The sequence below is a fragment of the Bacteroidetes bacterium GWF2_43_63 genome (assembly GCA_001769275.1).
Lineage (GTDB): Bacteria > Bacteroidota > Bacteroidia > Bacteroidales > DTU049 > GWF2-43-63.
In genome coordinates, this window is record MEOQ01000009.1 from 72,933 (window position 1) to 99,913 (window position 26,981).

Here is a 26,981-nt window from a genome sequence, read left to right on the forward strand (position 1 = left end):
TCCTATTCTCATGTTATGTGCCCCCTGACATTTTACCGTCTGCCCGAGGAGGTTGACACTTTAGCATTGCTGACGTGGAATCGTCAGGGGCGAATGCCTTTTGCACCCAACGATTCCGTGTCCGCTCCTATTCTCAAATCAATGTCCGGCGAACGACAAAATGTTGGGTGCCCCCTGACTTTTTACCGTCTGCCCGAGGAGGTTGACGCTTTAGCATTGCTGACGTGGAATCGTCAGGTGGTTAGAGCTCCCTGCAAATAACAGATTAGAAAAAATGCTTTTTTAATTATTCAACTTTTTGTAGTTTTGTATAAACCAATTAATAAATGACTGAACCACTATTAGCAAACAAGTATTATCATATATTCAATAGAGGCAACAACAGCGACTCTGTTTTTAAAAGCTATGACGATTATTCATATTTTATTCACTTATATTCCATTTATGCTCATCCATTTTTTGAGACTTTTTCGTGGTGTTTGATGAAAAATCATTATCATTTTTGCGTTCGGGTGAAAAATGAAAACGAGTTTGAGAGATTTGACAAACGAAACCGATGGAAAATAGAACCTGTAATAAAATGGCAAATGTATTCTATCAATGAAATTCCACTGGAAAAACAAATAATTCCGAAACCGCATCGAATGTTGGGTTTTATGTTCGATGCTTATTCAAAATACTATAATAAAAAATATGATCGGACTGGTGTCGTTTTTGAAAGAGGTTTTGAAAAAAAACTGATTGAAAAGGAAGATTATTTGATGGAACTAATTACCTACATACATAATAATCCGGTTAAACATCAAATTTCGAAAGATGCTGGATTGTACCAGTGGTCGTCATATAATGAAATACTTAATAACAGCTCCGCCTTTTGCAATTCTGAGAAAATTATTCAGATGTTTGATTCAAAAGAGAACTTTGTTTTCATTCATCAATCAAAGCACGCTGATGAATAGTGTTGTGTTAGTTTAGTGTTGGTTAGTTCATATCCGCACCCAACGATTCCGTGTCCGCTCCTATTCGCAAATAATGTCCGGCGAACGACAAAATGTTGGGTGCCCCCTGACATTTTACCGTCTGCCATAGGAGGTTGACATTTTAGCATTGCTGACGTGGAATCGTCAGGGGCGAATGCCTTTTGCACCCAACGATTCCGTGTCCGCTCCTATTCACAAATAATGTCCGGCGAACGACAAAATGTTGGGTGCCCCCTGACATTTTACCGTCTGCCCGAGGAGGTTGACGCTTTAGCATTGCTGACGTGGAATCGTCAGGGGCGAATGCCTTTTGCACCCAACGATTCCGTGTCCGCTCCTATTCACAAATAATGTCCGGTACCGCCTGCAGCAGGATAAACTCCCGACAAAATGTTGGGTGCCCCTGTAGCAACATCAAAAATCGTAATACAAATTATTTAAACTTGTTCGGAAACCGAGATACAAAAATGTGCATTCGTTGCGATCAATTTCTGAGATAGCTACACGCTTCATCAATCCAAGCGTTAGATTCATGTTTGAGGCTGGATTTATCAGATAGCTCACGCTTGCATCAATTATATTCACCTCCGTTTTGTTACCTTGCCCAACATAAACTCCATACTCAAACGGGCGCGTGGTGTATGATTGCCAGATGTCGTTGCCATAATTGACTCCAGCACTATCGGCTCCGTAGACAATGAAATTGTATTTCAGCTGTGCGAAAAATCGTTTGTGATGATATTTAAGAATACTCACGTTTTCAATAAAATTCGCACCAAGCGGATGAGCCAGCGCTTCGTTGTAATGTCCGTAAGACAAAGTGCTGGTGCGACTTGAGTATGTATATGGCCGCACAAAATTCAACTCGCTCTGCAATGAAAGCCCGTTGAGACCTGCGATATCGAATGTGCGGAAACCAAGCTGCAGCGCAGATTTGTTGCCCCACCAGCCATCGCCTGAAAGAATTTCATGTACCTTGATTTCATCGAGCATGAATTGTGCATACAACATATTTTTCTTACGGAGTTTATACGAAGCATTTAATCCGATCAGCACATTGTCGGGCGAGCCGAGCGAAAATTCAACCGGGCGAAAGAATATTACGGGGTTCAGATAATTCACATCGAATCCGCGATGGCCGGTGCTGTCTTCGTTAATCCAGATTACTGCTTCGTACAATCCAAGCTGCAAGCGATTGTTCACAGCGTAGTTCAGAAAGTGAAAAGTGCCGTATTTTTTCTGATAGCCAATGTTGTAGCCATGCGGTACACGCAAGTCCTGGAACTGAGCATACATAATGCTGTACTTCAGTTTCCATGCTTCGATATTGAGTTTCAAAAATGGATAATTGAACGCATAATCCGACAAAAGCAATGATCGATATCCGTCGCCATAAAAGTTTTTCCCGTGTCCGGCCTGAATATTCAAATGTTTAGATGGTGCATAGGAAATATGTCCGCTTGAAAACCCATAATCAAAACCGTCGCTGTAAAAAGTACGGGCCATTCCCTGCCCCGGCACCATATGCGTGTTTCGGATGCGGGTATCGAGGAAATTTACAAAGGTCCCTTGATTTTCATAGAATGATGTGATGAATGAAAACTTAGTTCCAATGCTGCCTTGAGCCTGCACGCCGCGTGTACTAATAAACCGAAAATCTTCATCGTTCGAAAAATCTTTGCCTGGTTCGAAAGCAAATACCGGATCGATATCGAGATAAAAATCATCGGTGCGCACCTGGAAAAAATGTTCGTTGAATGCTTTTCGAAAAAGCCAGCTGTCGAATTTACGCCGTGCCGGATTGCTGAACAATACAGCATTTCGCGACGAGTCGAGATTATAAACTTTACTAACATCGGCTTCAACAAAGGGACGTATGTTGGTGTGAAACGAAACAGAAGGATCATACAATGCTTCTTCGATATCCGGGGTAAAGGCTGAATTCATCGGAAGCGTGAGTTGTTGCGCTTTTGCAGAGTGCGATGAAAAAACAATGAGAGATACAATTATAGAAATTTTGAAAATAGTCATGCCTGAATTATTTCCGCAAAGATAATAATACCAAATTGAAATTGTAGATAGTCCAAGGACGTACTACAAATTCAAATTTGGTTAATGCCGTTAGCAAATACAAATCAAGCAACAATCTGATTTTGTATCTTGGACTATGTTATAAGTAAACACGGTATAAGTTGACGTCAGTCATCATCAGCTGTCGGTGATAAACTTCAAAATTATTTTGTGCAATAAATCAAGAGTGTTTGGCTTTGTTTGAAAAGACTTTTTTTTCTAATAATCCGCCAAAGAAAAGATGCAACCTATGTTTCGACGGAGTTTATCCTGCTGTCGACATTTCGACGGAGTTTACCCCGCCGCTTTTACTCAGAAAAAGTCTGTTCGCCTGTCGAGTCTTCGACTCCGCTCAGACTGACAGGAGCCAAGATCAAATAAAATTGGCGGGACTCAGCATGGCAGCGGCGGGGCTCAGCGTGACAGCAGCTTTTCTGTCATTTTTTTCACGATAGTTATCGTGATAGGTTGCGAGGCGCGCATCACTGGATGTCTCAGGATGACAATGACTTTAATGTCATTTAGCATCATGCACCTCAGACCTGCCGGTCACTTTGCCTGAAATCCGTCGGGCCCATTTGGTCACAGGAATCAGATACCAAATCGTAGCAATGACAGTAAGTATGAGTATGATTTTCAAACTTCCCAAATGTTGCAATATAAATGCCAACACAATAAAAATTATGCTTGCGACCGAAATTATTAATGTGGCCTGCGGATGCGAATATCCAAGATCGAGCAACTTGTGATGCAGATGTCCGCGATCGGCTTTAAATGGCGATTGCTTCCGCAAAATACGGGCAGTCATCACCCGAATAGTGTCGTAAATAGGGATAAATAAAATGCCAATTGCCACGCCTGGAGCTGAATATATATGATGCTCGTTGCTCAACAATCGGTTTAGTTCAATAAAACGAATTGTGGCAACAGCAATCACAAAGCCAATGAGTAAAGAACCTGTATCGCCCATGAAAATTTTATTTTTTCCATTCGAAAGGTTATATCGAAGGAAACCAATGATTGCTCCGGCAAGCGAAAAACACATGATTGCATACACATAGTCACCTACCAGCGCAAACCAGGATCCCAAAGTAATTGCAGCAATATTGCCGAGCGACCCGGCCAATCCATCGATACCGTCACTAAGATTAAAAGCATTTATGATTGCAATGACAACGAAAAAAGAAAATAAAACACTAAACCAATAAGGAATTTCATGAATGCCAAAGAGGCCTTGAAAATCGCTGATGAAAAGATTTCCAAGAATCACGACCAGTAATGTTGCAAATATCTGAGCCAGAAATTTTTTGATAGGGGCCAGTACGAAAATATCGTCTTTCATTCCCATCAGGAAAATAACCAGACAACCTGCAGCTATAAAGGGTCGTTCGGGCAAAGGCTCATTACCCGAAAACACCAAATATGAAAACTTGAATCCTGCAAAAATAGCAAGTCCCCCAAGCGTTGGTGTGGCAATTTTGTGTGCTGATCGTTCATTGGGTTCTTCAAATAATTTTTTCGCATTCGATAAAGCAACAATAGGAGGAATGGTTGCCCAACTAACAATCAGTGCAACGGAAAAGGCGAAAACCAGCATCAGATAAAATGGTACTGAGTAAATGTCGAAAACGACAGGATGCGTTAAAATACTGTACATAATGCTATAGTAACTAAATAATCAATCTCTTCTGTAAATTTCATACCTATTGAGAAACATGCAAATGTAGACTTTTTTTTTGTCTCCGGCTAAATAATTTTTTTAAATATTCCCAGTGTTAATAAGATAAGCAGGCATGCTCATACACAATATATGTAAATACACCTATTAATACGACCTGTCCGGCTAAGGGTTGAACACGTTATAGTGCAATTCTCTGGTTTATGCATTCCGAATTCAGCACTCAGCATAGCTTTCGGACGTATTTTCTTCGCGAAATCGTGTGATTAATGAGTTTTGAAGGAAAGTTAAGGTTAAGACAAATATTGGGGTTGAGGGTGTTGTTCAATTCACGCATCAACATTGAACGATGCAATTGAGAGGCGCGTGCCCAATGTAGGGTTCAGCCACAAAGACGTGATGATTTATTTTTTACCTTCATGACTTCGTAGTTATATTCTGTCTCCTTCGATACAATGAAGCTTGAGAAGCATAATGCGAAATGCTTCATCACTGCTAATGACACTCTCGTATAAACAACTAAATATCAAGCAGAAGAGCAAAACCGATCTTCCATCAAATCAACAATCACCGATCTTTTATCCCAAGGGTGATGAGCGAAATGCTCCCCGAGGCCCTGCCATCACGTAAAACGTGATAAATCGGCTAATGTATATTGCGCTATCAACGCATCGGATGGAGCTTCACGTAAAACGTGACACGGTCGCAGCTTTTTTTGACGCCTTCGGCTCATAAAAAATCGCAAATCATCCGTCGCAGCGGATTCCGTGTTCAATATTCAAGGAGCCTAACTATTTTTGCCAAGTCTTATAATGGATTCTGCAACTTGGAAATCCAGCAAGGAGTCTACATCTACTGAACTTTCATCATCCATCGCAAATTTTCGAACTTTGTCAAATTCAGCAATGGGCCTGTTTGTCAGGGATTGGATGTTTATGAAATAAATTGCGCCATTGTATTCCCAAACCATCGGGGCCTCCTGTCTTCTGCTGAAATTTCCTTCTTTCGATTTCTTTAAAAAGCCATTTGACTGCTCTTCAAATAAATTAAAATATGGGTTTGCTTTACTCTCCCTAACTGAAACAACCATGTCGAGATCATCGCTCCAAAGCTGATGTGCTGCCAAAATATGGTGAGATACGCGCAAAGGACTGGTGGCCTGAAGTAAACAAATTTTTGAAAACGAACGATTTAAATGGTTCCTGTAAAAATCAATGGCATGAAGCAATACTTCCCGCGTGCCTGCAGTATCGGATGCCAATTCCGCCGGTCGGATAAATGGTACAGATAGACCATAGTTTTCAACAACTTTTTTTATTTCCATATCATCAGTGCTGACACAGATGTTGTTGTTCGATGTTACACCCTGCGCTGCATCTATGGTGTAACAAATCATGGGTTTGCCGTTTATTGGCAAAATATTTTTTCGTGGCAATCCCTTTGATCCACCACGTGCAGGTATAATAAAGAGTGTGTCGTTAATTTCCATCTTTCAAATGCTTCACAATTTCCTGTGCGTTTTTGTAATCCTGATGCTGACCAATATCAATCCAATAGCCAACTATGGGATTGTGGATGACCTTTTGTCCATCGAGAATTAATTGTTCCAACAGATCGGTAATATTGTAGTGCGTGTTTCGCGGAATTTTATTTAGAACCGATGTGTTGAGAATATAGATGCCGGCATTGGCATAATCGGTATAAACCGGCTTTTCTTTCAGCCCCGTAATCTGTTCGTTGATTGTTGTAAAAATTCCCAGCGGCACTTTGGTTGTGTATGGAACGCTTGCTACGCCTGCCGCAGCCTGATGCTTCATGGTGTTGATGAACAGATCTTCGAAATCGGCATCGGTAAAAAGATCGCTGTTCATCAGAAGAATGTGTTCCGTGTCGAAACGATTTACCAGCGACAGAGCGCCGGCTGTACCCAGTGGCACGTCTTCCCAAACGTATTCTATTTGAATTCCCTTGGCTGAACCATCACCAAAATAATCGACAATTTGTTGCCCAAGATATTTAACGGAGATATAAAATTTTTCAATTCCAAAACTTATCAGGCGATCAATGTTGTGTTCAATGATAGGCTTGTTGCCCAGTGGCAGCATTGGTTTTGGCGTTTTATCTGTCAATGGAAGCAGTCGCTCCCCTCTTCCACCGGCCATTATCATGCATTCGAGCGGAAGGATGCTTTTTCGTTTTTTAAGATCATAGACCTTTACAATCTGACCAGCATCGTTGAGTAGCGGTAATAAACGAATTCCTTTGTCGCGGGCTTTTTTGAAATCAAGAATGCTGAATCCTTTATTTACTCGGTGAAACGATGTCAACATAAATTTATTGACGGAATCTGTCAACAGCAAGCCTTTGATGAAACCACGACGAATGTCGCCATCAGTAAGCGTTCCGACAAGTTGCTGTTTTTCATCCACAACAAATAAAGTCAAAGTGCCGGGAATACTGTTCATCTGTTTCAGGGCATCGAGAACAGGTGCTGTTTGCAGTATAATATTTCTGGAAAAATCGTTCATTGAATTACAAATTAATTCTTACGCGTTGTTTTCTCTGAGCTGGAAATCGATATTGTAAAATTGTTTTTTCAGTTCAATTTTATTCGTTTTCTTCAAAATATTCAGAATCTTTTCGGCTGCATTTCCTTCGCCAAAAGGATTGGATACCGGTAACGTTTTATCAAATTCAAAAGCCTTCTCCAACGCTTTGCTGATCTCGTTTTTCGATGGTTTGCAACTAATAACCGAACGACCCATGATGCGTCCTTTTTGCCTGTCGCCAATGTTTATGGTCGGCACATTGAACGAAGGTACTTCGATGATTCCGCTGGATGAATTGCCGACAACCGCATTCATAAATGGGATGGCAGACAAATAGCGCAACTGTCCCAACGATGTAAAAGCAATTGCCTTGTGAGGATTTTTACTTACAAATTCATCAATCATCTGGATAATGATACGTCCGTCTTTGTCGGAGTTGGGTTTGGTGAAAATCAACAAGGTATTATCCAGTTCATTCAGCGCATCCAGCAGTTGTTGAAATTGCTCGTGAGCTGTTTGTTTTTCCAAAGTAACCGGATGAAATGTTATCAGAAGATTTCGCTCCAATAATTTTTTTTCAATGGATTCTTCAAAAGCTGATTGGTCCAGCAGATTCAGCCTTTTTATATTATCCAGACCCATGGCCCCGACATTGAAAACCGTTGCAGGTTGTTCGCCCAACTGGATCACTCTTTTACGATATTCATCGGTTGCCGTAAAATGCAGGTGGCTCATTTTTGTGATTGAATGCCGGATAGCATCGTCGTAGGCGCCTTCGGTAAGTTCTCCGCCGTGGATATGTGCAACCGGAATTCCGGCAATTAAAGCGGCCTGCGCTGCAGCAAATATTTCGGTCCTGTCGCCCAGCAAAACAACAATCTCTGGCGCCAATTCTTCGAACGTTTCAGCAAAAGAAAGAAGGGCGAGAGAGTTTGATTTTGAAATGCCGACAGCAGTATCAGACGACAAAAGAATTTCCATTTTTTTTGAAATGGGGAAGCCGTCTTTTTCAATTTGCTTCCAGGTGAGTCCAAACTCAGGCGACATGTGCATTCCGGTAACGAGGAGTTGAAGCTCCAGCGCGGGATCTTCGTGTACTTCCTTAATCAGCCAGTAAAGCAGACCATATTCAGCGCGGGTTCCGGTTACAATACAGATTCGTTTCATTCGTTTTTAAATTTCAATGAGTTCATCCAATTTGAAATCCCGACTGGAAATCAGACCAATCACATCATCCCATTTCATCGGACTGATGCCGTTTCCAGGACGTTTTACGGTCAAATTTTCTTCTGAAAATATTTCTCCTTTGCGAATGTCTCTCGCGGCCACAATACTTTTTCGTGCAACTGCAATATTTTTAATTTCACCCGGACCTGGTTCCTTTATTCCTGAACCAGAAATGGCTTTTTCAATATTTCGGATGGCATCCACCATTTGCTTCAATTCAGCCGGCTCCAGCGATGCCTTGTGATCGGGCCCTTCCATATTTCGGTCGAGTGTAAAATGTTTTTCAATGACACAGGCGCCCAAAGCGACCGCTGCAACAGGAACTTCGATACCATTGGTGTGATCGGAATATCCGACTTTTACGCCCAAAGCTTCGCGCATATATTCCATGGCTTTCAGGTTTACATCCTCCATGGACGTTGGGTATTCAGTATTGCAATGCAACACTGTGATTTGATCTTTCGGCACACCGTTATCAATCAGGACAGAAAGAGCATCATTAATTTCATCCATGTTTGCCATTCCGGTACTCATTATCACTGGCTTTTTGCGGCTGGCAATGTGCTTCAGATAGGGCTTGTTCGTAATTTCTCCCGAAGGAATTTTGTAAAAAGGAATGTTGAGTTTTTCCAGAAAATCAATACTGTCAATATCAAAACCGGTAGATAAAAATTGAATGTCCCATTTTATGCAATGCTCGATTAATTCGTAGTGATTTGCTTCGGTTAATTCTAATTTTTTGAGCATCGAGAATTGAGAGTCATCACCATCACCGATGTTTGCTTTCTGGTAATCCGCTTTCCTGGCTGATTTGCTCACCAGAGAGCCAGCCTTGAAAGTCTGAAACTTCACAAAATCAGCTCCGGCCTGAGCAGCTGCCTCAATCAGTTGCTTCGCAATTTCAATGCTGCCGTTATGATTCACGCCGGCTTCGGCTATGATTAATGTGTGTTGCATATATTACCCGATATTTTTTAAAGGATTTCCAATATAAACACCCGGCTTGTCAATGTTTTGCAAAACCACTGAACCGGCAGAAATAACTGCGTGTTCAGAAATATTGATATTGTTTGCAACAACAGCATTACTGCCAACAAACGAATGAGAACCAATATTTACCTGACCATTGATGCAAGCTCCGGTTGAGATGTGACAGAACTCGCCCACCCGGGCTTCATGTTCAATCAACGATTTTGTATTAATGATGCTACAACAACCAATTTGCGCCGCAGCATTGACTATGGCCTGATGCATAATTATGGATCCTTCACCAATTACTGAATGCCTGCTTACATGCGCCATAGGACTCACAATCACGGGTAGCTGGCCGCCTGCATTTTTTACTTTACTGTAAATGCTGCTTCGAACATCGGAAGTTTTGATTTGACCAACTGTGATCAGAAAATTGGGACAGGTTTTTACCAATGCGACAATATCTTCATCATTTCCGATTACGTCGTAACCCAACACTTTGGTTCCAAGTTTTTCGGGCTGGTCAATAATGCCTATAATTTCATACTGGGCTGTTTGTTCAACAACATCGATGCATGAAATGCAATGGCCGCCACCGCCAACTAATATGATAGGTTGCTTTTTCATTTGAGTATTGCGCTGCTCGTTATATTCACCAGACGATCCGAATTCCATTCTGCATTTTTTTTATAGTCATGCGATTCATGAGATAAAGTTTTTTTCGAGTATTTCCCAGTAGCCGCCTTTTTCAGAACCTATTCTTTTTAGTTTGTTCATTTGCTTCAATTTATCAATGTCACGCCTTATCGTTCTGGTAGAGACCTTCAGCATTTCAGCCAACTCTTTCAAAAGAATCCGGTTGTTTGCCTGCATTAATTGAAGAATTGATATTTGCCTTTTATCGGGGACATTATCGGGGACATTATCGGGGACATTGTCGGGGACATTGTTTTGTATATTTGATTTTTTATCATTGTCTGGCCTTTCAATAGTAACCATAATTCCACCCATTGTGGTTTCAAAAACCGGAATATTTAAACCTTCATTTTTGAAGCCATTGGTTATTTTAGCAATGCCCCGCCCCCATGATTCAATAAAACCTGCTTTAAAAAAAACATCAGCTATATTCTTATTAAACGGCCGTGAAGGGTGTTTTCCAAGCAGTGTTTCGATGGTAAAATCATCGGGCAATCGGCCTTCGTTCCAAAGAATTAATTTGTCGTTATACACACTCAACTGGATTGGAGCCCCGGTATAATCTTTATGGATAATCGCATTGAATATTAATTCGCGTAATGCCATTTCAGGTATCTCAAGTTTTTCGATGCGTTGCAAGCCTTCATAACTTATTGGAGAGACAAGGTATTTTGTTTTAAGTATTTCCATTACCTTGTCGGCCATTTGCAAGATATTGCCTTCAACAAAGTCTTGGTAACGCAAATCGTCGTCGCTAGTTATAAAACGGCCAATTTTAAATGACACCGATGGGAAAAACTTTGAAGGTTTCATGCCAAATAACAATAAAGCCGCATTTTTAAGTTTATTGCCGTGGATTATAAGGTTTAGGTTTTCAAGGGTGGTTCTTAAATCTTCTTTGCCATTGTGGTTGGTTAAACGCTTACAGCTTGCGGCTTTTTTGAAGAAATAGGAAATCGCATCCGGATCAATATCGGATAAAGTAGCGTTTTCACAAGGCAAATCATCCCATGTTTTTCCTAATCGCTTTAACAGAAACTGTTGCAATGCCGACCCTTTGATTTCTTGCTTTGTACTCCCTGAACGATAATGATATACTCCTTTATATGAAATTGGCACACCCGAAGGAGATACAATGATTTCAATGTAGGGCTTACTTTCCTTTTGTAATAAATTAACATCGGCAATGATTCCCAAATAATTGACAATTTTATTTGGAATATCTTCCATTAATTTACGTGCATTGCTTAAACCAACAGCTTTTCCAGTATCATCAAAGCCAATACAAATTTTGCCGCCGGAAGCGTTTGCAAACCCGGCAACCCACTTGAGGTATTCGTCTTTCCAGGTTTGTTTGTATTCTATGTTTTGGCTTTCATTCATTCTTTACATGATTGCGCTGCTCGTTATATTCACCAGACGATCCGAAATCCATTCTGCATTTTTTAAATCGGCACATTGCGCATTTTTAAACATGGGCAAACGGTTTATCAGTTCCCATGCCGGCCGCGTCATTACGCCATGATTGTTGGTATAAGACAAAAATTCATCGCGTTCTTTGCGGTCGTTTAAGAAAATGGCATTGAGCCAGTAATTTGATTTTGCATTTTCAGGTTCAGTGAAAAAACGGATTCCAATCTGCTGAAAAAAAGTTTTGTATTGTAAGGCCAATGCTCGTTTTGATTCCAGAAACCGTTCAATCTGCTCGAGTTGTGCCACGCCCATGGCCGCGTTGATGTTTGGCATGCGATAATTGTAACCGATTTCATCGTGCGCAAATTCCCACGGATGAGGCACCTTGGCCTGTGTGGTGATGTGTTTTGCTTTTGCTGCCAATTGTTCATCGTTGAAAAGAAGCATGCCGCCACCACCGGTGGTGATGATTTTGTTTCCGTTGAAGCTCAGTATACCTGATTGGCCAAAAGTGCCGGTGTGCTGACCTTTGTAATAACTGCCCATGCTTTCTGCAGCATCTTCGATTAATGGAATATTGTATTGCTTACATACGTCGGAAATTTCATCAATCCGGCATGGGTGACCAAAAGTATGCATGGGAACGACGGCCGCGATTCTTTTTTTCGTTTGTTTATTGTAGCATCCTTCTGATCGCAATTCAGCATTTTCTTCCAGAAAACTTCGGAGTGCATTTGGGCTCAATCCCATTGTATCCTGATCGACATCAACGAAAACCATGGCTGCACCACAATAACTGATGGCATTGGCGGTGGCAATAAAACTCAATGGCTGGGTAATCACTTCTTCATGCTGCCTGACGCCTGCAAGCATCAGCGCAATGTGCAGCGCATTGGTGCCGTTTACACAAACCACTGCTTTTTTCGCACCTGTAAAGCGGGCCATGTCTTCTTCGAACTGATCAACAAATTTTCCAACACTCGAAACAAAGGTTGAATCAATGCATTCAGAAATATATTTTTTTTCATTGCCGATGAACACTGGCTCATGCAGGGCAATGAAACCTTCGGGTTTATTGTAGGTTGTGCGGATAAATGAAACGACTTTTTCAAATTTTTCCATCATAATCACATTTTTGAATCCAGATATTTACCCTTCTCGATATAGCCGAAATCCGGAATCATCTCGAAAAACAAATCCACCAGTTGTTGCCGGGTCCATTTTCCATTCTCTTTAAAATTTTGAATGGTATTTGTAAAATGGCTGATCAGGTTTGCATCAAACAATGCATCGTTCTTTATAATTCCAAGGCTAATGTAGCGATTTAAATCCAGCATTTCATTCTCGGTAAAAAATTCCTCAAAATCCTTTTCTCCGGTCGTATCGCTGGGTGTGAACAAACAGGGCCATTGTCGCTTATCGGGCAATGTGTTTGCAAGTTCCCGTGCTTCGTCTTCGGAATTGCACAAAAATGGCTCAAAGCCTTTGCTTTTTAAATAACGAACGGCAATTTCGGAGAATGTTATCAGATGCAGGCTCTCACTTAATTTTGGAAAAAATATATCGCGGTTTTCGCCAAAAATGCACGACATCAGACAAAGTTCACCCGATTCTTTGGGGATTACGAAGTATCGTTTCACATCGCTGGGAGCCACAATCGGCTGTCGTTTTTCGATGCGCTGATTAAAACCATGAAGCAAGGAGCCATCGGAGAAAGCCACATTGGCAAAACGTGCCGTTGAAAAGCTGATTTGCTCGCTTTTTTGCATCAGATACATTTCCATGATTCGTTTCGATGCACCCATCATGTTGGCCGGGTTGGCAGCCTTATCGGTAGAAACGCAAAAATATTTTTTTATCCCTTTTTCAATTGATTGCTGAATTGTTTTTTCGGTATTGAAAACATTCACATCAATCATTCGCATGAGCGTGTAAGGATCTTTCTCGCTGCGCACATGCTTCAATGCTGAGAGATTCAGCACGTAATCGTAATTTCCGTCATTTTCCCAGAAAGCATCGTACATGCACGATCCGATATCGATGGCAAATGTTTGAAAATCACCGTCAATATAACCAAACGAGCTGCGGATATCGCGCACCAGTTCCACCAAATTGTTTTCGCTGATGTCTACAACGTGTAGCTTTCGGGGTTTGCGTTTGAAAATTTCTTTAGTGACGGCCTGGCCGATAGAACCAGCACCACCAATGATTAAAAACCGTGAAGAAGAAACGATTTCAGACAATTCAGTTTCATGATTACCAATATCGTCGGTAAACAGTTCTTTATTTCTTCCGATCAATTGCAGCAAATTCATATTCAAATCTTTCAGGAAACCAATTCGACTGATATTTTGTAAATCAATAATATTGATTGTTCAAAATTAAGAAATTCTTTCTGGTTACGAAAACTATAATTCAATTTGAGGTTTTGTTTGAGTTTGAGCGGCCGTAAGCCTAACATCATAAAATACGGCAAATCCACGCGCTTCGCTGGTCTTCCGCGAATTATTCACTCATTATATTGTTTTAAGAGGTGTTCATGAGCTCAGCGCCTTGCAGTCGCTTCGGTTACGCTAATGGACGCGAAAGATTTTGCTTCCCTCAGCAGGTCTTATTGACGCAAATCCGCCAGCATCAGTCACTGGCGTGACATGAAGGGCGGACATGTTCGAATCCGCCTTCATCTGCGATGAAGACTGATTCCGTTGTGTATAATATTTTTACTCAGCGTTTATCGGGATATTGTATTCAATTATTTTCGCGTTATTCCGCGTCTGATAAAATGCCACAAAGGGCACAAAGCCACCAACTTTTTTTTGTGCCTTCGTGTCTCAGTGGCAAAACCTCAGCGAATGAAGCCCGTTTCAGAAATTCCTTAGCATAAAGCTTAAGATTTTGTGGATGTAATTTTCACCGCTCTTTAAGCCTTAAACATTAAGCCTTAAGCGTTAGTAATATTCCGCGTTACTCCGCGTCTAATCTCATGCCCTAAGCCGCATGCGTCATGCTTCATGCGAAAAATGCTTATGAAATGGTTCAACCAAAATATTTTTACCCGCAACATGAAATGAATCCTGTTGATCAGCGGTAATGATTCTGGCTGTTTTAATGCCGAAAAATTCCATGGCCTCAAGAAGTCCGTTCACTTCCCGGTCTGTATTATCTTCATCCAGTTGCCAGCAAACCTGATAAAGTGAGGTGATTTTACCTTTTTCTGCAATGGCAAAATCACATTCTTTTCCTTCATTGAAATAGAAAATCTCTTTGTGCTTTCTTCGTAACTCAATAAATACCAGGTTTTCCAGCAAGCGGCCATAATCATCACTGAATGAAACCGAGTTGGCCCGGATAAATCCATTATCAATGCAATAGACCTTCCTTGGATTAACAATCTGTACCTTGTTTGAATAACTGAACTTCGGTACAAAGAAAAATAAATAGGCGTCGGCAAAATACGACAGATACTCCATGATGGTAGATGCCGACTTTATTCCGAATGTCTTTCGCAGACTGTTTCCGCTCGCTGGCTTTCCTGCATTGGTAACCAGCCACACCGCCAGCTGACGCAATACCGTGCTGTTTTTTATATTATAACGGATGGCTATATCACGGGCAATAATATCATTAAATGTCTGCATAAGTACATCGGGCAGATTGGTTTTAATATATTCGGGAAAGCCGCCCCCTTCCAAATATTTCATCATGGACGACTTACCTGCTTTCCGTTTGGTGAAAGCAAGAAATTCCGTGTACGAAAACGGAAACAACTCTTTCGATATATGCCTTCCGGTGAGTTTGCTCCCTAACTCAGTACTGAGCATGGTGGCATTTGATCCGGTAATGAAAATCCTGTATCCTTCATCCAATCTGAAACGGGCAAATTTCTCCCATTGATCGACCAGTTGAACTTCATCGAAGTAATAGGCCTTTACTTTCTTTTCTTTGCCGATATCATGCAACCGGTTCATATCGCTTATGTCGAAGCCGGCCAGGCGCGGATCTTCAAAGTTCAGATAAATGCTTTCCGTTTTTTGGGATTCGTGAATCTGCTGCAAAACGGTGCTTTTCCCACAGCGCCTTATACCGCAGAGTATAAAGGCGTGACTGCTTAATCGCTCATAACCGCTTACCTTTCTCAATAATCCGGTATTGATTGAAGCCAGCCGTTCCTTTTGTGACTTTATTACCTGTTCTATTACGAGTCTGGATATCATGGAATGAATAGTTTTCGTTTACAAAGATAACTATTTTTCGTTATAAACGCAAACTAATGTTTGTTATTAACAAACACTTTGTCATTATATGATTTCTGAAGCACGTTTCATTGGCGTACTGAGTTCCCGGTCACCGATTGCGTTTCAGCTTCTGATACCGTGCCGGGATCTCCTGGAAAACCTTCGAAGACGCAGCATCTTCTTCGTCCACAGATTATTCGTTCATTAAATTATTTTCCAGCGGTACTCATGAGCTCGCGCTACGCGCTCGGTTAACGCAGATGTTCACAGATTAAAATCGTAAAATTCCCTCAGCAGCCTATTCAATTGACGCAAATTCGAATCACCCTTCACCTGCGGTGAAGACTGATTCAGTTGTATCGCGCAGAGCTCGCAAAGTCGCAGAGAGATTGGCCACAAGGGCGCCAAGACATCATGATATAAGATATTAGAGTTTTGATTTGAGATTTGAGAGCTGATGTTGGATTTGAAGGTCCTTTCTACTTTATGAACATTCTACTTTATGAACTACTGAGTTCCCGGCCGGAGCTTTCGAATCATCCCGCCGAAGCGGGACAAGTTCCCAAGAAACAAGGAATTCTGAAGTAAGAAGTAAGTTTTGAAGTGAATTTTACTTCATCTCGCGATAGCTATCGCGACTCACTTCCTTGTTCAGCGTTCAGAGTTCATGGGAGCCGGGGTCTCCCCGAAAACCTTCGCCGCTGCGCCTCTTTTCTTCCGCGAATGACACGAATCTCCACGAATGGATTAAGACCACAAGTACTGCATATTGACGCAAATGCAAAACAAGCTTCATCTGTGATGAAGCCCGTTTTAGATTGTACAATAAAAATCTTCCGTGCCTTCGTGGCTCAGTGGCGAAATTCCAAACTTCGCCTTTAAACTTTCTACTTTATAAACTTTTCACTTTTCTGGTGCGAAGCACATCGTAAATAAAAGTTGGCCCCGACACAAAGGTCCTTCACGCTCAATAAAGCAGGCCAAACATCCACAACGGAATAACGTTGCTGTGGCCGGATTCCAGATGATCAGCGGCGACGTAGGCATGAGGAATTCCGCGAATTTGCCGGTCATTCTTCGATCGGCCACCAATCTCAAAAACATAACGGCCGTCCACCAGAAAATCGCCTTCAGCAGTATATTCCACGCGATGTGCATACTCAAGCTGGTTCATAAAATAGGTTTCGCGCAGACTGCCGGTATTCACTTCTTCGGGTGCAAAAGCATACATGAAATTCGTGTTTTCAAGAAAAATTTTGTCGGGCTTCTGCAGGCGACTGATTCCTTTTGAATCACGATAAAGGTTTCGGGTCAGGTGGGCTTCTCTGAGGAAGAAAAGATAGGTTGAAAGGGTATTCCGGTTAATGCCGATCTTTTCGCTCAGTTTGCTCACATTGGGTATAAAAGGTGCTGTCTCAGAAATGACCTGCAGCAGTTGTTTGATTTTTGACACATACTGAATCTCCACCTTCCTGAGCAGGGGAAGTTCAATTTCCAGGATCATATTGGCCACCTCACCGATGCGTTGAAAATACAGATCGGCGCCTTCAGTGAAAAAGGGGTAGTACCCTTGTTTGAGATACACCGGAAAATGTTTCAGTGGCCGGATGACTTTATTGATTTCGCGGGCTATTTCCACATGTCCTTTCAAAAGGTCATGCAGCGATACTATCGGAAAATTGTGATCCAGAGTCATATTGAGGTACTCCCTGAACGAAAGACCCTGCATAGAATAAACCACTGCGCGCCGGCTAAGGTCGGCCCGGGCATTCAGAATTTCAAGCAGGGATGAACCTGTAAAAACGATCTTCAGTTTTGGAAAATCATCATACAGATTTTTCAGGACGATGGACCAGTCGGGGTACTTATGCACTTCATCCAGGCACAGATATCGACCGCCTTTCTTCTCGAAATCGTCGGCCAGATCCAGCAGCGAATGACTGGCAAACCACAGGTTGTCGAGGCTGGCATACAAAACTTCATCAGGATCCTTGCGTATGCTGTTTAAATGCTGCAGCAGCAAGGTGGTTTTCCCCACTCCCCTGGCACCCCGTATCCCAATCAAACGGGCATTCCAGTTAATGGAATCCATGAGCCCACGGTTAAAGTCGGTGGACACATTGTTGATTCTGCGTTCCGATCGCTCGTATAGTTCGTTCATAATTGCTTAATAGAATAAGCAAATATAGTCTTTTTTTGCTTAATGTGGTAATAAAAAGTGTTTTTTTGAAAGGCGGGAATCTAAAATCAACACGTATTTTTCTTTTATCCGCTTTTATCATAGATTTATTCAGATGTTTCAGCGTTCTTCCGCGTCTAATGTCGTGCCTTAGTGTCTTATATGTTTGTATTTTGAAACAGAAAAAGCAAAATATCAATAAATTTGACTTTGAGGGGGCTTGTGTAAAAGCACTGTGATGCTGTCACTGAGAGACCCCCAAATGTCAAATCCAATACGTGGTATATCTTGATTTCCAAAAATCGCATTTGATAAGAAAGTATCATGATTTGACAATTTTAAAACTAAAAACAACCGTCAATGAAACAGAAAAGTATTTTTATGGGAATTGATGTCAGTTAAGGATATGCGGATTTCTGCATCCTGTCATCGACCAGAGAACCTTTGGAACCTGATTTTCAGCTCGATGATCAAAGAGATGGGCATCAACTTCTTAAGGAAAAAGTTACTTCATTGCTTTCTCGTTCAGAAGACGTTTTTGTAGGGGTTGAAAACACGGGAGGATATGAACGCAATTGGATTAACGCGCTTCATGCAATCAGAAAAACAAATTCAAAACTGCATGTGTTCAAGTTTAATCCCAGAGCAGTAAAATATCAGATACAAAGTCTGATGAAGACTGTTGTTGATGATGGCGTTAGTGCATATGGCATTGCAATTTACATGATTAACAACCATAATCTGAGAGAAAATGACTGGGAAAAAAGTACCAATCAGAGCGAATATGAAAGAGAAATGCAGCTTTTGTACAGCATGATTCAAGCTCTGATTAAGCAAAGAACAGCCAAACTCAATCAGCTTGAAAAGCTTTTGTATGGCGCTTTTCCTGAGATATTAAAGTACGTTAAAGACTCGGTGCCAGCATGGGTTTTGAGACTAATCGAAAAGTATCCGGATGCAAAAGCTGTCGCAAAAGCAAAAATTGAAGGGCTGACAAAGATCAAGGGCATCAGCGAGAAAAAGGCGACTGTCCTTAAACAACTGGCAGTAAACAGCGTAGCATCATTACAGGGTGACATCACCCGAAAAATTATCTCACAGTACAGCCAGGATATAATGTATCTGAACAATGAAATAGATACATACAAAGCAATGCTGGTCTCTGTTTATAAGGACACTCCGGAATTGAAAGTGATCAATACCGTGAAAGGCATCGCTGATTGGACTGCCACATCGTTTTTGATTGAAATCGGAGATTACAAAAGATTTGGATCTACAGATCAGCTTGCATCTTTTTATGGTGTAAATCCATCTTTCAAACAAAGTGGTGATGGCCTTTACAAAGTAAAAATGAGTAAACAGGGAAGTGCAAAAATGAGGGCGGTTTTGTACCTTATTGCGCATAATCTTGTTATACATAATCAGTACTTCCGCGATATATATGCCAAGCACAAAGCCAAGGGTAAAAAGCACAATGCCGTAATGGGCATACTTATGCATAAGGTACTTCGGGTTTTGTGGGGAATGCTGATGACCAACACTCCATTTACTGAAAAAATCGATCTTATAAACCGGCAGAAATCAGTTGATAGTCAGGCAAACAATCACCCCATCAGTGAACGTGCCCGCAGATACCAGCCCCTTAATCTTGACGCTCCAATATCCAGGTCAAACTCTAAAAAAAGAAAGGCTATTCTCACGCCTCAATCATCAACAAAGGATGAATCATGCGAGGTCTTGGAGAATAACCCAGTGCAAACTTAAAAAAAGTTTGCGAATTTTTTGGAAATTAACGGTATATCTCAGTGGCAAAATTCCAAACGTCTGTTTTTTGTCCACAGATTAGCGCAGATTTACACAGATTAAAACCGTGAAATTTCCTCAGCAGGTCCTCCGATTTGCGCAGATACGAAACGGGCTTCATCTGTGATGAAGCCCGTTTTAGATTGTACAATAAAAATCTTCCGTGCCTTCGTGGCTCAGTGGCGAAATTCCAAACTTCGCCTTTATAAACTTTCTACTTTATGGACTTTCCACTTGCTTTGGTGCGTAGCACATCGTAAATAAAAGTTGGCCCCGACACAAAAGTCCTTCTCCACAATCTTCGCGGCTCCATCAGCAACCGGCTAAACCACTCAAGCCCAATGCTGATCATCCATTCGGGCGGGCGCTTGGTGGTGCCGGCATAGAAAAAACGGCGCCCAAAATAATCTTCCGGAGGCCGTCTTTTGGAGAGATATTAAAAATCTATTATCTTATAATTCTTACCACCGGAACCCGCTCCCAATCAATGTTTTCAAGGAATGTAAAATTATGGTATCTAGAAAATATTGCAATCTTTAAGCTTTAAAACATTATGAGCTAAACGTAATCCAAATTAAAACAATTCAGCATATTTATTCGAAATGTTTTTCCATGTATATCGTCTATGCGCAATCGATGACATTTCACTCGATAACTTTTCTGTTTGCTCTTTATCCAGTTTTGAAATAATTCCGAACAAATCAGTTTCATCTTTGAAGTATAATGCCTTCTCTTCTGTTGTGAAATGATTGGTTGTTACATCAAAAGCTATAATTGGCAAACCTAAACACATGGCTTCAACCAACGATGGAGCTGTTCCGCAAAAAGAGTGACTATGTATGTATAAATCAGCATTACTTCTGATTGCATCAAGTTCTTTTTGGTCATAAACCGCATCCTGCAAAAACAGATTTGGAAAATGTGAATATTTGTTTTTCAACGCTCTACCATATTCAAATTTGTTGTAGTTTGAAACAAGAACCAGATTTCTTTCTGGCACTTTACTATACGCTTCTAAAAGTAGATGCAAATTATTGTCAGCCTGCGCGCGCGAAACACTTACATCATAGTCATTGGCAAGAAACGGATATTTATTTAATAGTTGCTTGTCAATCTGAATTTTTTCAGTGTGATCTCCACCATATTCAATGAGGGTGCTATTTTTTTTATAAACGTCCTTTATATAATTACAAAAATGCTGGTTGTCTGCAACAATTGAAGTGGCATTTCGAATAGCAATTTTCTCCGATAACTTCAAATGCCAGCTTCCAATCTTACCCCATTTATTTCTTTTCCACTCCAATCCTCCAAAATTTATAACTGTGTTCGTTTTCTTAAAGAGCCTGAAAAAAGGAAGTATCATGCATCCACCGGTTCCAAGAATTAAGAGTGAATCATATTTGAACCAACTCAAAGCAATTGATACTATGTCGTAAATTATACTTTGAGCTCCATTAGCTTTAAATGGCAAATAGCGGAGTTTGCTGCCATTATATTCTTTTATTCTCTTTTCCTTGGGAGCTTTTTGACAAAAAACAGTAATGTCAAAGTCTTTGCTTTTTTCAATAGTCAAATAATTTACCAGCGTTTCAAATCCACCATAATTGGCTGGTAAGCCAACACTTCCAATTATAGCAACCGTTTTCTTTCTTCTGCTATTCATCAATCAATATATCCCTGATAATAATTCTCAACATATTCTTTCAACGAAACTTTCCAATCGCGCATATGATTTACGCCTCTCAGATCGAGCTTCTTTGTGAGCAAGCGCTCTGAATCAGGCCTTGCAGCAAAGTATTCTCGTTTGAAATATTCTGAAGTAACTACATCTATCTTTACAGAATCTTCAATTTTTAGAATTTTCAAAAGTTCCTGTGCCACTTCAAGGCGGCTGGTTTGACCACCGCACACACAATTATACAATCCCCAAAATTCCTTTTCAATCAATTCTTTAACGGTTCTAGCAAAATCGTGGGTATATGTTGGTGTCCCATCTTTATCATTCACAATATGAAGTTCTCTTTTCCCTTCCTTCAGCTGCTTCATTATTTTCTGAATGAATTTTTTGTCTTTTTTTGGACCTGAGCCCATCATCCAGCCAGCTCTGCAGATAACATAGCGTCTTGCATTTTCAACTACAAACCGCTCTCCCATATATTTAGAACGAGCATACACCCCCAGTGGATTTGGCGTATCCCAATCATCGTAAAGCTCCTTATGACCATCGAATATTCCGGCAGTTGAAATATACAACAAGGGTATATCGAGTTTGTTGGCTAAATATACAGCATTTTCAACCGAAGTAGTATTAGTCTTGTATGTGTCGGCTACATTTTCTTCGCAAAATTCTAGATCGGTGTATGCACCCAAATGAAACAAATAATCGGGGTTGAATTCCTTGACATCTTTTTTGTATGCATCATAGTCTCTGAAATCGAGAAATGAGAGCCAATCTTCATTCACATCCTTATCCGTGCATTTAATGTCATAATCATTTCTGAAGCAATGATAAAAAGCTTCACCAAGCATACCGCCGCAACCGGCAATGTAGATTTTCTTTTTCATCTTTGTTATTAGATTTGTTTTCTGTATTTAATCACTTTTGCAGGCACACCTCCAACAATAGAATATGGAGGTACGTCCTTTGTAACTATACTGCCTGCCGCAATGATACTGTTCTTCCCAACCGTTACTCCATCAAGAATAGTAGCTTTGGTTCCTACCCAAACGCCATCTTCAATTGTAACACCTTTCCTTGTTTCACCCTGGACAGAAACAGGCAAATCAGGATTCTCGAAAATGTGATTCTCGGAAAACACTGAAACATTGGGGCCAAAAATTACATTGTCGCCTATAACAACTTTTCCTCTGACCTGAATAAAGCAATTTTGTGCAATACCAACATTATTTCCAATAATCAATTCTACACCTAAATTTCTGATTACTCCTGTACAATCAATAATAGTGTATTTATGAATGGAAACATTATTTCCAATGGTTACACCGCCTCTAGATAATGCATTTATTTCTACGTAATCGCCAATAATAATCGATTTCCCTAATCTGATTCTTGACTTTGATCTAATTTTGACTTTCTTTCCTTTGAAAATAACACCTTTTGATTCTTTCAGAAAAGGTCTTAACAGGCTTCCTCTAATAGCTTGACAAAATCGGATTTTTAATTCAATAATTATATCTGAATTATTTAGTGCCGGATCAATTTGATAACCAACACGCCCCATTTTTTGAATTATTCGGGTTATTAGTTTTTTAATCATGTAATGCGGATTTATAAATATTCATCAACGCTTTATAATGAGCATCCTCTGAGAAATTCTCAGTTGCAAAATCAAACACGGTCTTTGATATTTGATTATATTCTACATTTGACATTTTCATTGCCTTATCAATGGCAGTCATCATTGAACTCTCATTTTTTGGTTCAAATAAAATACCTCGGCCATGCTCAAGCAACTCAGGTATTCCGCCAATATTTGAACCAATGACAGGCTTCCCGAATGAAAACGATTCAACAACCGTTAATGGATTGTTTTCATACCATTCAGAAGGTACAATTACAAATGAAGAATTACGAATTAAATTCCAAAGTTCTTCTCCTCTTTTGTATCCTATAATCTCTAGGTATTCATCACTCTGGTTTATTAAATCATCCATTAATGGCCCTGTACCAGCAATTATCAACTTACATTTAAGTCTTTTCGAACATTTTATTAAAAGTTCTATTCCTTTTTCGCGAGATAGTCTTCCATAAAAGAATAAGTAATTACCTTTAACAACAGACATTGAAAAAACTCCGGGCTTGAAATTGTACAAAACATTTGCATTTAATGCGTAATTGCTATTAAACTCAGCATGCTTGTTTCTGGAAAAATTACTTACAAAGATTAACTGGTCAATTAATTTCGAGGGATTTTTACAATACTTTCTGTAATAGGCATCCAAAGTCAGCATCATACTATGTGAAAAACGACCTTCTAATGAGCAGCGGTGAAAAGCACATCTTAAATACAAACCATCTTTACACAACTCGCATACATTGTTTTTTCGATCCAAAAATGTATAAGCCGGGCATATAAGCCGATAATCATGAACCGTGTGAACTGTTGGCACATTGCATTTTTTTAATGTACTAATTATTGATGTTGTAAGGCCGCCCAAAAACAAATGTATATGTGCGATATCAGGCTTTTCGTCTTTTATTAGTGCACTCAGATTCCGACTCGCTTTTCTATTATAAATAAAAGACTTAATTGACAACATCTTTTTGAACAATGAACCAGTCCTATAATCAGTACTTTCGGGAAAATAATGTGAATATTCGCTCTCTTCATTTTTATCAACTCTTAATGCAAAATCAACTACTTGATGCCCATGTTTTCTTAGCAGTTCGGCAGTATTAAAATACACAACATCGGCACCGCCGCGACGGTTATGATAGTTGTTGGTTAGGAGGATTTTCATTTTTGACATACGAATTTTACAGCGTTCTCAATACCATCCACCATGTTTGGCACATCAATGACTTTTGATGTTTCAAATGCTCCTGCACACAATTTTCCATATAGATCAGACTGCGTAAAAATAATCTTCAATTTTTCCGTTAATGCAGCAATGTCATTTATATTAATAACATATCCATTTAAATCATCAGTAACATAATCATAAATAGAGTCTGTGTCAGGAGACACAGACTCCCTAGTTCCAATAAAGGGTTTTTTGCAGGCATAGGCATGATTAATTGACAACCCGCCCTGACCAGGCAGAACAACTACATCTGATACTAAAATATAGAGCACTGCGTCTGCAATATGCTTTCCGGCGAAGATTGTACATTCTAACTCATCGGCTGTCATATGACTTTTTATCCATTGAATATCAAAGCCATCTCCAACAATTAATGTCTTTGCCTTTATACCAGCCTTATTAATATTCGCAATGGCTGAAATTAAATTATTAATTCTCTTACGTTTTTCGATACCACCAATAAATAAGGCAACTTTACAATCTGAGAGTTCTAATTCAGCCTTCTTTTTGTCAATGCTCCCGCTGAACTTTTCAATTGCAGCGAATATCTCTTTAGTATCTAATGCATTCTGTGCTCTGAATATCTTTTCTTTGGGGATATTTAAATATTCCATCAGATATTTATCAGCAAATGAATTATATGTTATATACGCATCTGCCTTCTTAGTCATACGATTAACAATCGGATCCATGAATTTTCTATTTGCAGTTCTTTCGTTTTCAGGAACCGCACCTGCTTCGTACCAAATGAATTTTCTTTTAAAAAGTTTGCAATAAGGAAATATAATTAAATCATTAAAAATATTTGTAGTGGGTTCTACGATTATCACATCAAAATTCCCAAAAAGCAGCCTGAAAATAAGAAAGGGATGAAAAACTATTAGTTGCTTATTATATCTGTTTAAAAACGAAAGAAAAATAGTAAACAATTTCACATGTTTAAACCCATCAATTTTCTCAGCATTTGCCGAAGCTCCTGACTTAAACCCCTTCCCGTAAAACACAGTAAGATCTATGTCCTTTCGTTCAGAAAGCTCAGTAAAAACTGGTACTCGATAATGCGGAATTATCCTTTGACTAATTGCAACCTTGATTTTTTTCATATATGTCAATAAAAAGTTTTTCGTAGTTTGATACCATAGCTTCCATGCTGAAATTTTCTACGGCATATTTATATCCATTTTCAATGATATTGTACCCTTCTTCAGTATTATAAACACTACGTGTTATTTCGATAACCAAACACAAGTCATCGTCAGTGCCATCATATTCATAACCGTTAATTCCATTAATAATAAATCCATCCGAGTTTGCATGCTTTGAAATAATACAAAAACACTTGCTGAGCATTGCTTCAAACAGCACATTTGGACAGCCTTCATAAAAAGAGGATAGAATAAATATATCCATACCCTTGTAATAGTCCTCTATGTTCTGAACTTTATCAATTAGTTCAACACAATTTTTTAATCCATTAGAATCAACATAACTTACTAGTTTTTCTGTTTCATCACTGAAAGAACCAATAATTTGTAATTTATAGGAATCTTTCTTTTGACCTGAAAAAACCCTCAACAATTGAATCTGATTTTTCTGTGTTGTCATGCGCCCTACATTTCCATATATTAGTTTTTCATCTGGCTTTCTCTTTTCACTTACATAATATCTATTTTTATCATACCCATTGTAAATGAACTGAATACGCGATTGATTTATATTCTTTTTTAAAATTGCTTTAAAATCATTAGCCGCTGATTTGCTATTTGCTACAATATAAGAACGTTTAATAAAATATTTCTCAATAAATATATGCTTTGGCGTATAAATAGAAAATGAGTTTCTGATTGTTGAAACGACTTTATTTTTATAATTTCTTCTTGAAGCAGCCAACCTTACCAAGAGACCATTCATAAATAAAGAAGTAAAAACAATATCAAAAACATTTTTAGATAAATAATTTCTTATAAAAAATATTGCCTCAAGAATTTTAAGCAATTTGTTTTCATGTTTGAGTATTTTCTTTGTAAAAATAATATTTTCAACACTTTCAATCTCATCATAAAAAACACCTTTATTAACTGCATATAAGCAAACGCTTACATTAAATCTTGACTTATCTATGTTTCTAATCAACTCCAAGAATTGGCGTTCAGCGCCACCCTGGCCGAGATTACTAATAATAAATGCTATTTTAATCTTGCTCATAAATAGTTTTTATAACCTTTGCTGGAACACCAGCAACCATAACATTTGAAGGAATATCCTTTGTTACGACCGCTCCAGCTCCAATAATGCAATTCTCATTAATTGTTACTCCAGGCAAAATAACAGCTCCTGCTCCAATCCATACATTGCTAAATATTTCGACTTTTTCAAATGTATGCCCTTGAATTCTAAAAGGAATATTAGGGTTTGAAAAATTGTGATTTGCTGTATGGATTATGACGTTGGGGCCTAATATAATATCATTGTGCAGAACTAATCCGCCGCCACCACTAATCCAACAACCCCTATTGAATGAACAATTATCGCCAATAACAATGTTCTTTGTAGCTTCGAAATGACAATGAACATTAACACCTAAACCTTTTCCCACCTTTCTGAAGCAAGCCTTGTAAAAAAGGCGTCTTAACC

The 26,981-nt window shown here is 39.6% G+C and carries 22 protein-coding genes; 3 read left to right on the top strand and 19 right to left on the bottom strand.

Features of this window, described 5'->3' with window-relative positions:
• The first annotated feature begins 326 nt into the window (after positions 1-326).
• Entirely contained in the window at positions 327-959 is a 633-nt protein-coding gene (locus A2W93_04625) for a hypothetical protein (GenBank protein ID OFY56045.1), read from the top strand.
• Between the two features lie 435 nt (positions 960-1,394).
• Here the strand turns inward: A2W93_04625 and A2W93_04630 are convergent, their stop codons facing one another.
• Positions 1,395-2,927: a hypothetical protein gene (locus A2W93_04630; GenBank protein OFY56098.1), complete on the bottom strand. Its 1,533-nt coding sequence runs from the start codon at positions 2,925-2,927 to the stop codon at positions 1,395-1,397.
• 314 nt (positions 2,928-3,241) lie between these two features.
• Here A2W93_04630 and A2W93_04635 point away from each other — a divergent pair, with 314 nt between their 5' ends.
• Positions 3,242-3,505 carry a hypothetical protein gene (locus tag A2W93_04635; GenBank protein OFY56046.1) on the top strand — a complete coding sequence of 88 codons (264 nt, stop codon included), beginning with the start codon at positions 3,242-3,244 and terminating at the stop codon, positions 3,503-3,505.
• 62 nt (positions 3,506-3,567) lie between these two features.
• Here A2W93_04635 and A2W93_04640 read toward each other — a convergent pair whose 3' ends face one another.
• The 11 genes from A2W93_04640 to A2W93_04690 form a co-directional block, all read right to left on the bottom strand.
• Positions 3,568-4,647, bottom strand: a complete 1,080-nt coding sequence (locus tag A2W93_04640; protein OFY56099.1) for a hypothetical protein — start codon at positions 4,645-4,647, stop codon at positions 3,568-3,570.
• An 868-nt stretch (positions 4,648-5,515) separates the two neighbouring features.
• Positions 5,516-6,217, bottom strand: a complete 702-nt coding sequence (locus A2W93_04645; GenBank protein OFY56047.1) for a CMP-N-acetylneuraminic acid synthetase — start codon at positions 6,215-6,217, stop codon at positions 5,516-5,518.
• On the bottom strand, positions 6,207-7,256 hold the full coding sequence (locus A2W93_04650; GenBank protein OFY56048.1) for a nucleotidyltransferase: 1,050 nt from the start codon (positions 7,254-7,256) through the stop codon (positions 6,207-6,209). Before A2W93_04650 ends, A2W93_04645 begins: the two co-directional genes overlap by 11 nt.
• An 18-nt stretch (positions 7,257-7,274) precedes the next feature.
• Entirely contained in the window at positions 7,275-8,444 is a 1,170-nt protein-coding gene (locus A2W93_04655) for a UDP-N-acetyl-D-glucosamine 2-epimerase, UDP-hydrolysing (protein ID OFY56049.1), read from the bottom strand.
• A 6-nt stretch (positions 8,445-8,450) separates the two neighbouring features.
• Positions 8,451-9,461, bottom strand: a complete 1,011-nt coding sequence (locus A2W93_04660) for an N-acetylneuraminate synthase (GenBank protein OFY56050.1) — start codon at positions 9,459-9,461, stop codon at positions 8,451-8,453.
• A gap of 3 nt (positions 9,462-9,464) precedes the next feature.
• A complete protein-coding gene (locus A2W93_04665; protein OFY56100.1) occupies positions 9,465-10,103 on the bottom strand; it encodes an acetyltransferase in 639 nt (212 codons plus the stop codon).
• Positions 10,104-10,178: 75 nt separating this feature from the next.
• On the bottom strand, positions 10,179-11,555 hold the full coding sequence (locus A2W93_04670; protein OFY56051.1) for a hypothetical protein: 1,377 nt from the start codon (positions 11,553-11,555) through the stop codon (positions 10,179-10,181).
• A 3-nt stretch (positions 11,556-11,558) separates the two neighbouring features.
• Complete coding sequence (locus A2W93_04675; GenBank protein ID OFY56101.1) at positions 11,559-12,707, bottom strand: aminotransferase DegT; 1,149 nt, start codon at positions 12,705-12,707, stop codon at positions 11,559-11,561.
• Between the two features lie 5 nt (positions 12,708-12,712).
• Entirely contained in the window at positions 12,713-13,900 is a 1,188-nt protein-coding gene (locus tag A2W93_04680) for a UDP-N-acetylglucosamine 4,6-dehydratase (GenBank protein ID OFY56052.1), read from the bottom strand.
• 687 nt (positions 13,901-14,587) lie between these two features.
• Entirely contained in the window at positions 14,588-15,799 is a 1,212-nt protein-coding gene (locus tag A2W93_04685) for an AAA family ATPase (GenBank protein ID OFY56053.1), read from the bottom strand.
• Positions 15,800-16,787: 988 nt separating this feature from the next.
• Positions 16,788-17,981, bottom strand: coding sequence for an AAA family ATPase (locus tag A2W93_04690; protein OFY56054.1), 1,194 nt, complete (start codon positions 17,979-17,981; stop codon positions 16,788-16,790).
• Between the two features lie 462 nt (positions 17,982-18,443).
• On the opposite strand from A2W93_04690, the gene A2W93_04695 reads away from it, so the two are divergent.
• Complete coding sequence (locus A2W93_04695) at positions 18,444-19,763, top strand: hypothetical protein (protein ID OFY56055.1); 1,320 nt, start codon at positions 18,444-18,446, stop codon at positions 19,761-19,763.
• A gap of 613 nt (positions 19,764-20,376) precedes the next feature.
• Here A2W93_04695 and A2W93_04700 read toward each other — a convergent pair.
• The 7 genes from A2W93_04700 to A2W93_04730 are packed head-to-tail and all read right to left on the bottom strand — an operon-like array spanning position 20,377 to position 26,943.
• The gene (locus tag A2W93_04700) at positions 20,377-21,465 is read right to left on the bottom strand and encodes a hypothetical protein (GenBank protein ID OFY56056.1); all 1,089 of its coding nucleotides are present in this window, start codon (positions 21,463-21,465) and stop codon (positions 20,377-20,379) included.
• Entirely contained in the window at positions 21,465-22,367 is a 903-nt protein-coding gene (locus A2W93_04705) for an NAD(P)-dependent oxidoreductase (protein ID OFY56057.1), read from the bottom strand. Before A2W93_04705 ends, A2W93_04700 begins: the two co-directional genes overlap by 1 nt.
• Before the next feature lie 8 nt (positions 22,368-22,375).
• Positions 22,376-23,080 (bottom strand): hypothetical protein, encoded by a 705-nt coding sequence (locus A2W93_04710; protein OFY56058.1) that lies wholly within the window; start codon positions 23,078-23,080, stop codon positions 22,376-22,378.
• Positions 23,073-24,284 (bottom strand): hypothetical protein, encoded by a 1,212-nt coding sequence (locus A2W93_04715; GenBank protein ID OFY56102.1) that lies wholly within the window; start codon positions 24,282-24,284, stop codon positions 23,073-23,075. The genes A2W93_04710 and A2W93_04715 overlap by 8 nt, the downstream gene beginning before the upstream one ends.
• On the bottom strand, positions 24,281-25,450 hold the full coding sequence (locus A2W93_04720) for a hypothetical protein (protein OFY56059.1): 1,170 nt from the start codon (positions 25,448-25,450) through the stop codon (positions 24,281-24,283). The genes A2W93_04715 and A2W93_04720 overlap by 4 nt, the downstream gene beginning before the upstream one ends.
• Complete coding sequence (locus A2W93_04725) at positions 25,425-26,552, bottom strand: hypothetical protein (protein OFY56060.1); 1,128 nt, start codon at positions 26,550-26,552, stop codon at positions 25,425-25,427. Before A2W93_04725 ends, A2W93_04720 begins: the two co-directional genes overlap by 26 nt.
• A complete protein-coding gene (locus A2W93_04730; protein ID OFY56061.1) occupies positions 26,539-26,943 on the bottom strand; it encodes a hypothetical protein in 405 nt (134 codons plus the stop codon). The genes A2W93_04725 and A2W93_04730 overlap by 14 nt, the downstream gene beginning before the upstream one ends.
• Positions 26,944-26,981 lie beyond the last annotated feature (38 nt).